A 14,862-nucleotide genomic window follows, 5' to 3' on the forward strand; every position below is an offset into this window, starting at 1 on the left:
GCATATGCTCAGACATTTCAGGATGCTTGCCGACTATAACCGCTGGGCCAATGTTCAGGTCTACAATGCCGCCGCAGACCTCAGCGATGCGGAATTTAACGAAGATCGCGGCGCCTTCTTCGGCTCGCTTCACGGAACGCTCAACCACCTGCTTGTGGCCGATCGGCTATGGATGCGTCGCTTCAGCGGCACAGGCGAAGTGCCGAAGGCGTTGGACGTCGCTCTGCATGACGACTTAGCCGGACTTCGGGCGGCGCGCGCGGCAGAGGATCGGCGCATCTCGGACTGGATCGATAGGCTCGATGCCGATGCCCTCGCCGCCGACATTACCTATACATCCGTGCTGCGGCCGGGCGCCATTACCGTTCCCCTCCTTGTGGCGGTGGCACATATGTTCAATCATCACACGCATCACCGCGGCCAATGCCACACGATCCTGACATCCATGGGCAAACCGTCACTGGTTCTGGACCTTCTGCACTTCCTGCGCAGCGAAGGGCAGCACTGGATGTAGCCGATAGGCGAACCATTTCCTGCCATCCTCCCTCAAGCGTTGATCACATGCCTCAATTTGTTGCGCTGCCGCACGGATCAGCCGTTTTGTTCATGTTCCTTTAACCCGCTCACCGGCAGATTGAAGAGATATATCAGTGACGGCAATGAGCAGGCATGAAGAATTCGCAAACAAGCGTTTCGGCATATTCCATCGACGATGAAACTGAAACAGAGCTCGAGGTCATCGGCCGCTTCATGACGCGGCTGAAGATCAAGAACCTGCCACGCAACTATCAGCTCTTCCACGAGGCGCTTTATGGGCAAGACCGCAGCCTTGCCGAAGAGATCGAAGCGCTTGGTCCCCTTCCCTCGCAAGGCGGGCTCGATGAGATCGGCCTGAAGCACCGCCTTGTCAGCCATTGCGGACTGGTGGCGCGTAAATCCGAAAGCGATGCGGCGGAAATGCTGCGCGAAGTGGCGGAACAGCTCGCCAAAGGGCTGCTGAAGAAGCAGCATTTCGCTCGCGAGATCGACACGGCCCCGCATGCCCATGCAGCCCTCGACAGCCTCAATGCGTCGCTCAGCAATCTCATGCTCTATGAAACGGAGCTTACCGAGAGGCTGAAGAACTGCGCAAGCCTGCCGAAACCGTCGCGCAACACAGGCGCCTGAACGCGCCGACACTCTTGCCTTCGGCGCCGAGTTCCGCCAAAACCGCGCCATGATTTCGATTTCAGACCTTTCCGCCCGCATTGCCGGCCGCCTTCTCATCGACCATGCCAGCGTGACGCTTCCGACCGGCACGAAGGCTGGCCTTGTCGGCAAGAATGGTGCTGGCAAGTCCACGCTGTTCAGGATCATTACAGGCGATCTCGCCGCCGAAAGCGGTTCGGTCTCGATTCCGCGCAACGCCCGCATCGGTCAGGTCGCGCAGGAAGCGCCCGGCACCGAGGAACCGTTGATCGACATCGTCCTGGCAGCAGACAAGGAACGCTCTGCATTGCTTGCGGAAGCCGAGACCGCTACCGATCCGCATCGCATCGCCGATATCCAGACGCGTCTTGCCGATATCGACGCACATTCGGCCGAAGCGCGCGCCGCGAGCATTCTCGCCGGCCTCGGCTTCGACCATGAAGCACAGAAGCGTCCGGCCTCCTCCTTCTCCGGCGGCTGGCGCATGCGCGTCGCGCTTGCCGCGGTGCTGTTTTCCGAGCCGGATCTGCTGCTGCTCGACGAGCCGACGAACTATCTCGACCTTGAAGGCACGCTCTGGCTCGAGGATTACATCCGCCGCTACCCTCACACGGTCATCATCATCTCGCACGACCGCGATCTCCTGAATATGGCGGTCAATTCCATCGTGCACCTCGACCAGAAGAAGCTCACCTTCTACCGCGGTTCCTACGATCAGTTCGAGCGGCAGAAGGCCGAGGCCGACGAGCTGCAGATGAAGGCGAAGGCGAAGAACGACGCGGCGCGCAAGCACCTGCAGAGCTTCATCGACCGCTTCAAGGCAAAAGCCTCGAAGGCGCGGCAGGCGCAATCCCGCGTCAAGGCGCTGGAGCGGATGGGGACGGTCGCCGCGGTCATCGAAGACCATGTGATGGGTTTCAGCTTTCCGGAGCCGGAAAAGCAGCCTGCGTCGCCGATCATCGCGATCAGCGGCGGCGCGGTCGGCTATGAGCCGGGCAAGCCGATCCTCAAACGTCTCAATCTGCGCATCGACGCCGACGACCGCATCGCCCTGCTCGGCTCGAACGGCAACGGCAAATCGACCTTCGCAAAATTCATCTCCGGCCGGCTGGATGCTGATAGCGGCGAAGTCAGGCTGGCGCCGAACCTGAAGATCGGCTTCTTCGCGCAGCATCAGCTGGACGACCTCATCCCCAATCAGACCGCCGTCGAGCATGTGCGCCGGCGCATGCCCGAAACGCCGGAAGCCAAGGTGCGCGCCCGCGTCGCGCAGATGGGACTGGCGACGGAGAAGATGGACACGCAGGTCAAGGATCTCTCCGGCGGCGAAAAGGCACGTCTGCTGATGGGGCTTGCCGCTTTCGACGCGCCGAACCTTTTGATCCTTGACGAACCGACGAACCATCTGGATATCGACAGCCGCAATGCGCTGATCCAGGCGCTGAACGACTATTCCGGCGCCGTTATCTTGATCTCGCACGATCGCCATCTGATCGAGGCCACCGTCGACCGGCTCTGGCTGGTGCGCGACGGCACCGTCTCCACCTTCGACGGCGATCTGGAAGACTACCGCAGCCTCGTCGTCGCAAGCCCCAAACCGAAAGACGATAAGGCTAGGTCAAACGGCGGTGACGATTCCGTTTCCAAGGCGGATCAACGCAAGCTCAATGCCGATCGCCGGGCGTCGCTTGCGCCGCTCAAGAAGAAGATCAATGAAATCGAATCCTTGACCGGCAAGCTTGAGAAACTGATTCAGACACTTGATGCGGAACTTGCAGATCCTGCCCTCTATGACAAGGCGCCGGCAAAGGCCGCCGAGAAGGCAAAGCAGCGTGCGGATGCCGCCGAAAAGCTTGCTGCTGCCGAGGAGCAATGGCTGGAGCTGTCATCGGAATATGAGAGCGGCATGGCCGGCTGAAGCTCGCGGCCCGTTAAGGAATTCGCAGCCGATCCTAACCGATCATTAACCATAACTGCAGAAAATGCGCTCAACTTTCATAGACATATTGTTGAGCGATTCTGATGAACTACCGTGTTTTGCTGGCTGGTCTTGCCATGTCCCTGGCTCTGGGAGGGTGCGCCACCAAACCCGGCAACGAAGCGTCGCTCAAGAGCAGCTATGCTGCCGAAGAACCGCGTCACAAACCGCTGAAGGTCAACGATCCTGTCGAGATGGAGCCCAAGAAATGGCTCGTCGCCGATCTCGAAACCCGAGATGATCTGGCAGGCATGAGCGGCCCGCATGATCTTGCAGGCCGGACGTTGGAAGTCTCTTCGCTCAAGGATGTCAGGCTTGCCGGCAAGGAAGTCATCCTGACCTTCGACGACGGCCCTGCCCCCGGCAAGACGGAACGAATTCTCGCCACGCTCGACAAGTTCGGCGTGAAGGCCGCCTTCATGATGGTTGGCGAAATGGCGCAGGCTCATTCGGCGACGGCGCGCGAGGTGCTTGCGCACGGCGATGCTATCGGCAGCCACACTTTCCGCCATCCCGACCTCGACAAGATGACCTTTGACGCCGCGATGACAGAGATCGCCCGCGGCAAGGATGCCGTCACCAAGGCGATCGGCACGGACGTCCCCTTCTTCCGCTTCCCTTATCTCGCCGATTCCAAGCGCCTGCGCACCGCCATTGCCGCTCGCGACATGATCGTCATGGATGTGGATATCGACAGCAAAGATTACTTCACCTCGACGCCTGCAGCAGTCGTAACTCGCACCATGAAACAGCTTGAGCAGCGCGGCCGCGGCATCGTCCTGATGCACGACATCCACCAGCGCACGGTCAGAATGCTGCCGGTTCTTCTGGCGCGACTGGAGAAAGAGGGCTACAAGGTCGTGACGCTGAAATACAAGCGCAATGCCGGTCCGGCGACCAACATGGTTGCCCTGGCGGACACTAAAATGGTGCGCTGAAGCGGATTGCCATCGATGCGCACCTCCCCGCCGAGCAGTGGCAGAGTGCCGGTTTCAAGCCAGGGGCCGAAAATTGGCTGCTCAAATGTCCCGGCTGCGTCCTTGCGATGCCCGCACTCAAGGGATCCGATGCCGGCATCTTTGATTTCCCGCCTTGCCCGCGGGCGGCATTCTGCTAAAGATCGCATCAATAATCATACTTATCGAGAGACACCCATGTCCCCCATCAAGCTCGCTATCGTCGGCGTCGGCAAAATCGTCCGCGACCAGCATCTTCCCTCCATCGCGAACAACCCGGATTTCGAACTGATCGCTACCGCAAGCCGTCACGGCACCGTCGATGGCATTCCGGCTTTCACCACCATCGAAGCCATGCTGGAAGCCGTGCCTGCGATCGATGCCGTTTCGCTTTGCATGCCGCCGCAATATCGCTACGAAGCTGCCTACAAGGCACTCTCGGCCGGCAAACATGTTTTCATGGAAAAGCCGCCGGGCGCGACGCTCAGTGAAGTCGCCGATCTGGAAAACCTCGCAAAGGCCAAGGGCGTCTCTCTCTTTGCAAGCTGGCATTCGCGCTATGCCCCTGCCGTGGAAGCTGCAAAGAGCTTCCTTGCAGGAACCAATATCCGCAGCGCCCATGTGATCTGGAAGGAAGACGTCCGCCATTGGCATCCGAACCAGGAATGGATCTGGCAGGCCGGCGGGCTCGGCGTTTTCGATCCCGGCATCAACGCCCTGTCGATCGTCACCCACATCCTGCCGCCGCTCTTCCTGACCGGCGCGACGCTCGAATTTCCTGAAAACCGGGATTCGCCGATTGCCGCCGATCTGCACTTCAAGAGCGGAGCCGGCCTTTCCGTCCATGCCGAATTCGACTGGCGCCAGACGGGCAAGCAGAGTTGGGACATCGTCGTCGAGACGGATGCCGGTCAGATGCTTCTCGCGGAAGGCGGCTCCAAGCTGTCCGTCAACGGCGAGCTGACGTTCTCCGCGCCTGAAGCCGAATATCCGTCGCTCTACCGCCGTTTTGCGGAGATCGTCAAAGCCGGCGTCTCCGATGTCGATGTCTCGCCGCTGCGCCACGTCGCGGATGCCTTCATGCTCGGCAAGCGCAAATTCGTCGAAGCATTTTACGATTGATAGGCCCTTCCCGGTGAAGACAATGCCGCCTGCGGCGTGCTAGCGTGGCGCATCGTCTTCACTGGAGAGATGCCTATGGCATCGGAGCATGAACAATCTTATGGGCTCGGCGTCGGCAACAAGTCCGTCAAGCTCGCCGAGCCGAACCAGAGCTGGCACGAAGCCTATTTGCTGGAAGAGGCTGCCATTCGCAAGGCGCTCGGCGACCTTGCCGTCGATGTCCAGCATTTCGGCAGCACCTCGATCCCCGAGATAAAAGCCAAGCCGATTATCGATATCGCTGTTGGCGTGCGGCGCTTCGAGGACGGGCTTGCCTGTGTCGAGCCGATGGCTTCCATCGGCTATGTCTATGCCGGCAGCAATATCGTGCCGGATGACCATATTTTCGGCCGCGATATCGAAGGGGATACGCGCACGCATCTGGTGCATGTGGTCGAACATGGCGGCCCGACCTGGCGCAACTTCCTCATCTTTCGCGACCGGTTGCGCAGGGAACCGGATCTGGCGCATGCCTATGAGGCGCTGAAGATCGAGCTTGCAGCCAAATATGCCAATGATCGCGCGTCCTATACGGCGGCGAAGAAGGATTTCATCCAGAAGATCCTGGCGGAAGGCGCGTAGAGCACCCTCCCGCAAATCGGAAGAAGATCAGGCCTTCTTCTCCCAGCGGCCGTCCTGCGTCTGCTGCCAGTAGGTGAGGTTGTGACCCTCGCCTTTCAGGCGCTTCCATTGAGCGCGTGCGCTCTCCAACTGCTCCTGATCATAGCCGTCGAACATCAGCACGACGCGCTGGTAGGACCCGACATCCGTAGCCTCGGCGCCATCGATGAAGAAGCGAACGGTGGCGTTGTTCATATTGTCGGGCGAGACGGTCAGCAGCACCGGCTGCCGGTCGGCCATTTCTCCCTCATCCGTGCCGTGCGGCAGAAAGCTGTCCTCGCGATAAGTCCAGAGATGAGCATCAAGCAGATCGCGCCGCCCAGGCTCGCGCATCTGTACGGCAACCTGCCAGCCGCGCTCGACGCTTTTGTCGATCAGCGGCGGCAGGGCGTCTTCGAGCTTCGATTCCGTCAGGTGATAGAAGAGAACGTCGGTCATGGCGCCTCTTCTAAAGCAATTCCAGGAAAAGTGCGAAGCGGTTTTCCGTTCGGAATTGCGTCACAAAAAAGGATAGAGAGTTTTCGCGATTCGAAAAAAAGCGGAAAAGGGCTCTATCTCACAAAATCCGGGTGGTCACGATTCGTAATTGGCTCTGACCAGTTCGTCGAGCAGGCGCACGCCGAAGCCGGAGCCCCAGGACTGATTGATCTCGTCCTGGACCGAGCCCATGGCCGTACCGGCAATATCGAGATGCGCCCAGGGCGTCTCCCCGACAAAACGCTTGAGGAACTGGGCAGCCGTGATCGAACCGGCATGGCGGCCGCCGGTATTCTTCATGTCCGCGAACTTGCTGTCGATCATCTTGTCATAGTCCTTGCCGAGCGGCATGCGCCACAGACGCTCGTCGGTCGCAAGACCTGCCGCCGTCAGCTCACCCGCCAGCTTGTCGTCATTGCAGAACAGACCGGCCTGCAGGTTGCCGAGCGCGACAAGGATCGCACCCGTCAGCGTCGCCAGATTGATCATGAACTGCGGCTTGAAGCGGTCGTTCGTGTACCAGAGCGCGTCGCACAGAACGAGCCGGCCCTCGGCATCGGTGTTGATGATCTCGATCGTCTGGCCGGACATGGAGGTGACGATATCGCCCGGACGCTGTGCATTGCCGTCGGGCATGTTTTCCACAAGGCCGATGACGCCGATGGCGTTGACCTTGGCTTCGCGCGCAGCAAGCGTATGCATAAGGCCGGTGACGGCCGCTGCCCCACCCATGTCGCCCTTCATCTCTTCCATGCCGGCAGCTGGCTTGATGGAGATGCCGCCGGTGTCGAAGACGACGCCCTTGCCGATGAAGGCGACCGGCTTGTCCTTCGCCTTGCCGCCTTTCCATTGCATGACCACCAGCCGGGGTGGCCGGGCCGACCCTTGCGCGACGCCGAGCAAGGCGGCCATGCCGAGGCGGCGCATCTCGCGCTCGGTCAGGATCTCGATTTCGACACCGAGCTTTTCCAGTTCCTTGGCCTTGGCCGCAAATTCCACGGGGCCGAGCACGTTCGGCGGCTCGTTGACGAGATCGCGCGCAAGAATCACGCCGTCGGCCACAGCCTCCGAGGTCGCGTAGAGCTTCTTGGCGGCGGCCGCCTCATGCGTGACGATGGTGACCTTCACCGCTTTGCGGGAGCCGCTCTTCTCGTCGTCGTCACCCTTCTTTGTCTTATATGTATCGAAGCTATAGGCGCGCAGGAGCATACCCAATGCAAAATCGGCAGCTTCCTTGCCCTCCAATTCGACATTCGGCGCGTTGAGAAAAATCGCGACCCTGTCGGTATTGCGGATTTTAGCAGCGGCCGCGCCGCCAAGTTTCAGCCAGTCATGCGCCGTCAGATCCTTCGCCTTGCCGACACCGATGACGATGATCCGGTCGGCCGGCGAGCCCTCCGGAGCGATAAGATCAAGGCTGCTCAGCTGCTTGCTCTTGAAGCCGGACACGGGCGCGGCCTTGGCAAATATATTGGCCGGATCGACGATTTCGGCGCCCGCCGGCAGCTCGCCGTCCGTGCTTTTCAGGAGAATGGCCAGTCCGCCATTGAGGCGAGCCGACTTGGCGAACGAGATCTCGAATTTCACAGACATTTCCGCTCCGATAATCATGCGTAGCAATTGAGGAAGGTTTCCCCACAATCATCATTCTAGGTTTCATCAGGGAATACAAGCTTTTGGCCGTGCATTCCGCCGCAAAGGAAGTTCGCCGAATTAACGGCCCTGTCATCTATGAAAGTTATGATAGGCTTACAGTGTGGCCGCCTTCCGGCGGCATCGTGTTTTCCGGAAAGCCGCCTTGATCCCAGACTTCAACAGCCGTCACGGCGAAGATCGATTTCCCGAAATTCTGCGGCCCCGCACAGCCGGTGATGCCTTTATCGCCTTATTGTGTCTCTGGTGGATACTGCTCGGCCTGTTTTCACTCTTTCCGCAAATCGATCTTGCCGTCGCAAACATGTTCTTCCTGCCGCAGCAATGCGTCGCAAATGCCAAGCCCGATCAGATCTGCGGCATTTTCCCCTACAGCAGCGACCCGTACATGCGCCCATTGAGGGAGATATTCTTCCAGCTTCCTTATGTCATCGCCGCCGTTCTGGTCTGGATGCTCATCCAATGCTGGCAGCATCACGGCGCGACCTTCAACAGACTTAGAGCACGCAATCTCAAGATCGCTCTCGGCGCCCTGCTGGTCGGGCCAGTGCTGATCGTCAATGTGTGGCTGAAGGCGTTCTCCGGCCGGCCGCGTCCCCGACAGACCGATCTCTTCGGCGGCACGCTCGACTTCGTGCATGCGGGGTCTTTCGCTGGGAAATGCGTCAGCAACTGTTCGTTCATATCGGGCGAAGCCGCAGCTGCCGGCTGGCTTTTCTGCCTGATCTTCATCATCCCGCAGCCGTTCCGCTCGGTCTTGGCGCTGCCGATCACAATAGTATCCATCCTGATGGCGGCGCTCAGAGTCGCCTTCGGCGGACACTACCTCTCCGATGCGGTCCTTGGCTGGCTGTCATCCATCGTCGTCTTCGCCGCTTTGCTGGCTTTATCCCAAACGACACACGATGGAAGAATCTCAAAAAATTAACGAATTTTTTGAGAGTTGGTTGTCGCCAAAAAAACGTAAACAGCGTAGAGGAGGGTGAATCTCTGTCGGCTTGCTCGACAGCTGTTGCGTTTAAGGGCCGGCATGAAGTTATTCGAGACATATATCGTACGGCGTGTCGGTATGATGTTCCTGGTGGCGCTGCTGCCAGTGCTTGCCATTATCTGGACCACCCAGGTCCTGCAGCGCATCAACCTCGTGACGGATAGCGGCCAGTCGATGGGGTCGTTCGCGAAGCTCGCGACGCTGATCCTGCCGACGATCATTCCGATCGTTCTGCCCTTTGCCTTGGTCATCGGCATCACCCAGACGCTGACGGCAATGAACGGCGATTCGGAGCTGACCGTCATGGAGGCGGCGGGCGCTAAACGCAGCATCATCATCCGCCCGGTCATGATTCTCGCCATCGCTATCAGCGTGTTTTCGTTCTTCGTTAACAATGTGGTCGAACCCAAGGCTCGCGTTGCCGCCCGCCAGATGGTGGCTGAAGCCTATGCCGACCTTCTGTCGACCGTCATCGAAGAGAAAAATTTCCGGCGCATCGAGGACGGGCTCTACGTTCAGATCTCGCAACGCCTGTCGGGGCGCATCCTGAAGGGCCTGTTCGTAGTGGATTCCCGCGATCCCGCCTTCGATCTCATTTATTATGCGAAGGAAGGCGCTGTCGATGCGAGCGGCTCATCCCTCCTGATGAAAGACGGCGAAGTTCATCGCAAGACGCCCGACGGCAACGTCTCCGTCATCAAATTCGATTCCTACTCCTTCGATCTTTCGGACATGACGCAAAGCCGCGGCCAGGCAAACTTGCGGGCCAGCGATCGCGGCCTTGGCTTCCTGTTCAATCCGGACACGAACGATCCAGACTACAAGCAAAGATCCGGCGACTATCGGGCGGAATTGCATCGTCGTCTGAACGATTGGGCATTGCCGGCAATCTTCGCACTCATATCCCTGGTGATCGCAGGCGACGCGCGGTCGCATCGCGAGGCGCGCCTGCATCCGATGGTATCGGCGCTGACCCTATCCTTCGCGCTGCGCTGGGCAGATTTCTACGCTACGAACCAGATCGACAATTCCCCAAAATTCATCGTCGTTCTCTATGCGATCAACATCATCTCGGCGCTTATCGCGATCATACTCCTGTTGAGGAGCCGAAGGATGTCGATGCCCGTTTCGATCCGCAATCGCCTCAGCAACTGGAGGCAACGGATTCAGGATCGCATGCCTGCTGCACCGGGCAACTCCAACGGGAGCGGTGCATGATTTTCGGAACGCTCGGGCGCTATTTCTTTGCGCGTTACATCGCGACAACGCTTTGGTTTTTCCTGGGCGTCATCTCTATCGTCTATCTCGTCGATTTCAGCGAGAACGCCGGCCGGCTTGCCGGACTGCCCGGCTATACGGTCTCGCTCGGGCTGTTGATGACCGCCGTCCGATTGCCGTTCATTCTGCAGCAGACGGTTCCGTTCATCTCGCTCTTCGTCGGCATGACGGTATTGATTGCGCTCAACCGGCGCCGCGAACTGGTCATCGCACGCGCGGCCGGCATCTCCGTCTGGCAATTCATGACGCCGTTCATCGTCGGCGCCTTCTGCGTGGGATTGGCGACCATGCTCGCCCTCAATCCGGTGGCCGCATGGGGACAGCGCCAGGCGGAAACGATGGAGGCCGACCTGCGCGGCGACCCCTCCTATCACAGCAGGCTTTCGATCCCGTGGCTGCGCCAATCGGACGGGAAAGACGACACCATCATCGGCGCCAAGGCCATTCTCGACAATGGAACGACGCTGATGGGCGTTGTGTTTATCCACTTCGATTCACAGGGAAATATCGTCCTTCGACAGGACGCGCAGTCGGCAAAATTGGAAGATGGTTACTGGCTTCTTAACGGTGTCATCGAGCGACGGCCCGGCGAAATACCGGATCGCAGAAGTTCGGTACAAGTCCGTACGAATCTGAAACAGGATTTCGTCACACAGCGCCTGGCGCAGCCTGAAACCATTGCTTTTTATGACCTTTCCAATCGAATAAAGGTCGCACGCTCCTTCGGCATCTCGACCAACGCCCTCGAGACACAGTTTCATTCACTATTATCGCAGCCATTCCTTCTGGTGGCGATGACGCTGATTGCGGCAACCGTGTCCCTAAAATTCAGTAGATTCAATCAATCGCGCTCCGTGATTCTGGGTGGAATCCTCTCTGGCTTCGTGCTTTATGTTGTCTCCGTGCTTGTAAAGGCATTCGGGAGCAGCGGAGTGGTTCCTCCCTACGCGGCGACATGGATACCCGTGATCGTCGCATTGGCATTCGGAGCAACGATCCTGCTTCATCAGGAGGACGGCTAAGTGGCGGCAGGCAACCGCAAGAGTATCAGAAAGATTGTGGCTGCCCTCGTCACGGGCACGGCTGCATGCGCATATATTATGAGCCCGGTCGCGGTTTACGCCCAGGCTAATAATGATAACAACAATGGCAGTGCCGGGGCTGCGACCTCCCCTATCAAGGTGAAGGTGCCGGAAGGCTCAAAGCTGGTCCTTTCGTCCAACGAACTGGTCTACAACAAGGATGCGCAGATCGTCACCGCAAGCGGTGCGGTCCAGATCAACTATGGCGGCTACAGGATGGTCGCCCAGAAGGTTGAATATAATCAGAAATCCGGGCGGATGATGGCTCTCGGCAATGTCGAGCTGATCACCCCGGACGGCAATCGCATGTATGGTGACAAAATGGATGTCACCGACAGCTTTTCCGATGGTTTCGTCAACGCCCTGCGCGTCGAAATGCCTGACAATACGCGCATGGTGGCCGAAAAGGGCGAAAGGGTTGGCGGCAACCAGCTCATTCTCACGAAGGGTGTCTATACCGCGTGTATGGCTTGCTCCGAACAGGGCCGCGCGCCGTTGTGGCAGGTCAAGGCCCAGCGCGTCGTTCAGAACGGCGTGACCCATACGGTGCGGCTTGAACATGCCCGCTTCGAACTGTTCGGTCAGCCGATCGCCTATATTCCGTGGATCGAAGTTCCCGACAATACGGTCAAGCGCAAGTCCGGCTTCCTGTTCCCGTCGGCAAGCGTCTCGCAGCGCCTCGGCGTTGGCATAAGAGTTCCCTACTATTATGTCATTTCACCAAGCATGGACGCGACGCTTACCGCGACAGGCTTTACCAACCAGGGTCTGTTGCTCGAGGGTGAGTTCCGCCAGCGTCTCGAAAACGGCACGCACGTCCTGCGCGTTGCCGGCATCAACCAGATGGATACGGGCGCCTTCACGTCCGGCACCAGCGATGCCGAGCACAAGACTCGCGGCATGATCAGCTCCAAGGGGGATTTCAGAATCAATCCCCGCTGGACTTTCGGCTGGGATGTCATGGCGCAGAGCGACAACAACTTCTCGCGTACCTACGGCCTCAACGGCCTCAACCAGAGCACGCATACAAACCAGGCCTACCTGACCGGCATCGGAAAGCGCAATTTCTTCGATATGCGCGCCTTCTACTACAACATTCAGGACGCCGACAACAACAGCACCGCGCAGAAGCAGCAGGCATACGTCTATCCGAGCGTCGACTATCACTATGTCGATCCGAAGTCGGTTTACGGAGGCGAGCTGTCGGCGACGATGAATTTCACGCGTCTGTCGCGTGACAAGACATCCGTACTCGACGCCACCACTGCTCTCGGCGATTCCAGCCTGAACGACCGCTATCTTGGTCTTTCCGGAGATTATACGCGCCTGAGCACCGAGTTGCAGTGGCGACGGACCTTCACCACGGATGAGGGTCTGGTGCTGACACCGCTTGCGGCACTTCGCGGCGATGTCTACGGCCTGGACATGAATGGGCCTACGGCCGGCACCTATTCGGGCAATTACGACACGAGCGACTATGCCACACGCGGCATGGCGACCTTGGGCCTCGAAGCCAAGTATCCGTTCCTCATCACGACAAGCAACAGCACGCATGTGTTCGAACCGATCGCGCAGATCTATGTGCGCCCGGACGAGCAGCTTGCGGGCCGCCTGCCGAACGAGGATGCGCAGAGCTTCGTCTTCGATGCGACCAACCTGTTCGATCGCGACAAGTTCTCCGGCTTCGACCGCGTCGAAGGCGGCACGCGAGCCAATGTGGGATGGCGCTACACTGGTAGCTTCGACAATGGCTACAAGCTGCAGCACATCTTCGGCCAATCCTACCAGCTTGCCGGGCGAAACTCGTTCGCAACGACGGATCTGGCAGGCGTCGGCTCGGATTCCGGGCTTGAAACGACCCGCTCGGACTATGTCACGATGTTCGGTCTGACGACGCCGCAGGGCATTTCACTGTCTCAGTCCTACCGCTTCGACGAGAAGGACTTCGCCTTCCGTCGCGGCGATACGGCGGTCGGTTTCTCGAACGATGTGTTCCAGACATCCTTGATCTACACGCATATTGCCGCCCAGCCGCAGTACGGCTTCACCAGCAATCAGGACGAAATCCAGTCGCGCGCGCAGATCAAGTTCAAGGAATACTGGTCGGTCTTCGGCACGGTCAGCTACGATCTGAACAACAATCAGGTCACTCGTCAGGGCGTCGGTCTTTCCTATGAAGACGAGTGCACGATCTTCAGTATCTCGTTCCTCGACAAGAAGGATACGACCGCCAACTCGGCAAGCGACTGGTCCGTTGGTGCTCGCATAACCTTCCGCACGCTTGGCGACGTCAATCTCGGCAGCGTTCAGGACGCAACATTCTGATCGATCGAAAGTGCAAGGAGCCGGCTTCAGCGCCGGCTCTTTTGCTTCGAATCGGGTCGCGCGCTGCAGTGTCATTGTTTCGCCGCAAGGATTTTGCAATTCATCGCGCTTGATGTAGACATGTGGCGCAAATTTGCCGTATTGCGCCAACGGCGTGCCGATATGGTGCAATGCCGGCAAAAAGAACCTTTGGGAAGGGGTAATTGATGTTTTCTGGAAAGACACCGATGCGCGCGCTCTTGTTCGGCGCAGCGGCCCTGGTTATGGCGAGCTTCGCCGTGCCGAGCAGTGATGTTGCTTTTGCGGCAAGCGAAGTGAAAGTCCTCGTCAACAGCCAGGTGATCACATCCGGCGATATTGCCAAGCGCGTCGCCTTCCTCAAGTTGCAGCGCCAGAAGGGCGATCTGAACAAGCTCGCCAAGGACCAGCTTGTCGATGAGACTCTGAAGCGCGCGGAAATTTCTCGCCTGCGCATGTCCGTTTCAACGACGGATGTCGATGCTGCCTTCGGCCGTTTCGCCAGCAGCAACAAGATGTCGACCGCGCAGCTCAGCCAGATTCTCGACAAGGCCGGCGTCACTGTCGATCACTTCAAATCCTATATCGCCGTTTCCATGAGCTGGCCGCGCGTGGTCAACGCACGCTTCGGTGCGAAGAGCCGCATGTCGAACGACGATCTCGTAACGCGCATGACGGAAAACAAGACGAAGCCGGTCACGACGGAATATTTCCTGAAGCAGATCGTTTTCGTCGTGCCGACTGCAAAGCGGAACGCCATTCTGAGCAAGCGCAAAGCCGAGGCCGAGGCGTCGCGTTCCAAGTTCCCCGGCTGCGACCAGGCGAAGGCCTTTGCTGCAACCATGCATGACGTCTCCGTTCAGGATCTCGGCCGTGTTCTCGCACCGGAGGTTCCCGAAATGTGGAAGCCGCTGCTCGAGAAGGCTACCGGCAACACGACCACGCCTATCGTGACCGATCGTGGCATCGAATATGTTGCCATTTGCTCGCAGCGTCAGGTGAACGATGACGTGGCCGCAGCCGCCGTGTTCCGCGCCGAGGATCTCGGCAAGGACAAAGCAGAGGGTGTGAGCGCCAACGACAAGAAGTATATGGACGAACTGCGCTCCAAGGCGCAGATCGTCTATCGCTGAT

13 protein-coding genes are annotated in these 14,862 nt (G+C 58.9%); 11 read left to right on the forward strand and 2 right to left on the reverse strand.

The genetic code is table 11. The annotated features are described in order from the left end of the window. The first annotated feature begins 4 nt into the window (after positions 1 to 4). The 6 genes from Q4Q11_RS26845 to Q4Q11_RS26870 all read left to right on the forward strand — a co-directional run bounded on the left by Q4Q11_RS26845 (position 5) and on the right by Q4Q11_RS26870 (position 5,865). Positions 5 to 514, forward strand: a complete 510-nt coding sequence (locus Q4Q11_RS26845; protein ID WP_112507028.1) for a DinB family protein — start codon at positions 5 to 7, stop codon at positions 512 to 514. A 155-nt stretch (positions 515 to 669) separates the two neighbouring features. After that, complete coding sequence (locus Q4Q11_RS26850; protein WP_498571371.1) at positions 670 to 1,167, forward strand: hypothetical protein; 498 nt, start codon at positions 670 to 672, stop codon at positions 1,165 to 1,167. Between the two features lie 49 nt (positions 1,168 to 1,216). Further along, on the forward strand, positions 1,217 to 3,106 hold the full coding sequence (locus Q4Q11_RS26855; protein ID WP_498571372.1) for an ABC-F family ATP-binding cassette domain-containing protein: 1,890 nt from the start codon (positions 1,217 to 1,219) through the stop codon (positions 3,104 to 3,106). 104 nt (positions 3,107 to 3,210) lie between these two features. Next, a complete protein-coding gene (locus tag Q4Q11_RS26860; RefSeq protein WP_498571373.1) occupies positions 3,211 to 4,104 on the forward strand; it encodes a polysaccharide deacetylase family protein in 894 nt (297 codons plus the stop codon). Positions 4,105 to 4,320: 216 nt separating this feature from the next. Further along, complete coding sequence (locus Q4Q11_RS26865; protein ID WP_498571374.1) at positions 4,321 to 5,244, forward strand: Gfo/Idh/MocA family protein; 924 nt, start codon at positions 4,321 to 4,323, stop codon at positions 5,242 to 5,244. 75 nt (positions 5,245 to 5,319) lie between these two features. Then, complete coding sequence (locus Q4Q11_RS26870; RefSeq protein ID WP_112506946.1) at positions 5,320 to 5,865, forward strand: GrpB family protein; 546 nt, start codon at positions 5,320 to 5,322, stop codon at positions 5,863 to 5,865. A gap of 27 nt (positions 5,866 to 5,892) precedes the next feature. On the opposite strand, the gene Q4Q11_RS26875 is transcribed toward Q4Q11_RS26870, so the two are convergent. Together Q4Q11_RS26875 and Q4Q11_RS26880 are read right to left on the reverse strand one after the other, a co-directional pair. Next, positions 5,893 to 6,342, reverse strand: coding sequence for a DNA polymerase III subunit chi (locus Q4Q11_RS26875; RefSeq protein ID WP_112506944.1), 450 nt, complete (start codon positions 6,340 to 6,342; stop codon positions 5,893 to 5,895). Positions 6,343 to 6,477: 135 nt separating this feature from the next. Then, entirely contained in the window at positions 6,478 to 7,974 is a 1,497-nt protein-coding gene (locus Q4Q11_RS26880) for a leucyl aminopeptidase (RefSeq protein WP_498571375.1), read from the reverse strand. Between the two features lie 205 nt (positions 7,975 to 8,179). Between Q4Q11_RS26880 and Q4Q11_RS26885 the strand changes: the two genes are divergently transcribed. From Q4Q11_RS26885 to Q4Q11_RS26905, 5 genes are all read left to right on the forward strand, one after another. Then, entirely contained in the window at positions 8,180 to 8,962 is a 783-nt protein-coding gene (locus Q4Q11_RS26885) for a phosphatase PAP2 family protein (RefSeq protein WP_112507024.1), read from the forward strand. A 102-nt stretch (positions 8,963 to 9,064) separates the two neighbouring features. Beyond that, positions 9,065 to 10,243 (forward strand): LPS export ABC transporter permease LptF, encoded by a 1,179-nt coding sequence (gene lptF, locus Q4Q11_RS26890; RefSeq protein WP_112506942.1) that lies wholly within the window; start codon positions 9,065 to 9,067, stop codon positions 10,241 to 10,243. Next, positions 10,240 to 11,325: an LPS export ABC transporter permease LptG gene (lptG, locus tag Q4Q11_RS26895; RefSeq protein ID WP_112506940.1), complete on the forward strand. Its 1,086-nt coding sequence runs from the start codon at positions 10,240 to 10,242 to the stop codon at positions 11,323 to 11,325. The genes lptF and lptG overlap by 4 nt, the downstream gene beginning before the upstream one ends. Beyond that, positions 11,326 to 13,710 (forward strand): LPS-assembly protein LptD, encoded by a 2,385-nt coding sequence (locus tag Q4Q11_RS26900; protein WP_498571376.1) that lies wholly within the window; start codon positions 11,326 to 11,328, stop codon positions 13,708 to 13,710. Positions 13,711 to 13,916: 206 nt separating this feature from the next. Further along, a complete protein-coding gene (locus tag Q4Q11_RS26905; protein ID WP_113214709.1) occupies positions 13,917 to 14,861 on the forward strand; it encodes a peptidylprolyl isomerase in 945 nt (314 codons plus the stop codon). Position 14,862: the final 1 nt, after the last annotated feature.

This window comes from Rhizobium sp. UFLA01-1127, from assembly GCF_059803845.1.

Excerpts from the sequence above, each read along its gene's own strand:
- Q4Q11_RS26845 (WP_112507028.1), top strand. The coding sequence starts at position 5 with ATGCTCAGACATTTCAGGATGCTTGCCGACTATAACCGCTGGGCCAAT.
- Q4Q11_RS26850 (WP_498571371.1), top strand. The coding sequence starts at position 670 with ATGAAGAATTCGCAAACAAGCGTTTCGGCATATTCCATCGACGATGAA.
- Q4Q11_RS26855 (WP_498571372.1), top strand. The coding sequence starts at position 1,217 with ATGATTTCGATTTCAGACCTTTCCGCCCGCATTGCCGGCCGCCTTCTC.
- Q4Q11_RS26860 (WP_498571373.1), top strand. The coding sequence starts at position 3,211 with ATGAACTACCGTGTTTTGCTGGCTGGTCTTGCCATGTCCCTGGCTCTG.
- Q4Q11_RS26865 (WP_498571374.1), top strand. The coding sequence starts at position 4,321 with ATGTCCCCCATCAAGCTCGCTATCGTCGGCGTCGGCAAAATCGTCCGC.
- Q4Q11_RS26870 (WP_112506946.1), top strand. The coding sequence starts at position 5,320 with ATGGCATCGGAGCATGAACAATCTTATGGGCTCGGCGTCGGCAACAAG.
- Q4Q11_RS26875 (WP_112506944.1), bottom strand. The coding sequence starts at position 6,342 with ATGACCGACGTTCTCTTCTATCACCTGACGGAATCGAAGCTCGAAGAC.
- Q4Q11_RS26880 (WP_498571375.1), bottom strand. The coding sequence starts at position 7,974 with ATGTCTGTGAAATTCGAGATCTCGTTCGCCAAGTCGGCTCGCCTCAAT.
- lptF (WP_112506942.1), top strand. The coding sequence starts at position 9,065 with ATGAAGTTATTCGAGACATATATCGTACGGCGTGTCGGTATGATGTTC.
- lptG (WP_112506940.1), top strand. The coding sequence starts at position 10,240 with ATGATTTTCGGAACGCTCGGGCGCTATTTCTTTGCGCGTTACATCGCG.
- Q4Q11_RS26905 (WP_113214709.1), top strand. The coding sequence starts at position 13,917 with ATGTTTTCTGGAAAGACACCGATGCGCGCGCTCTTGTTCGGCGCAGCG.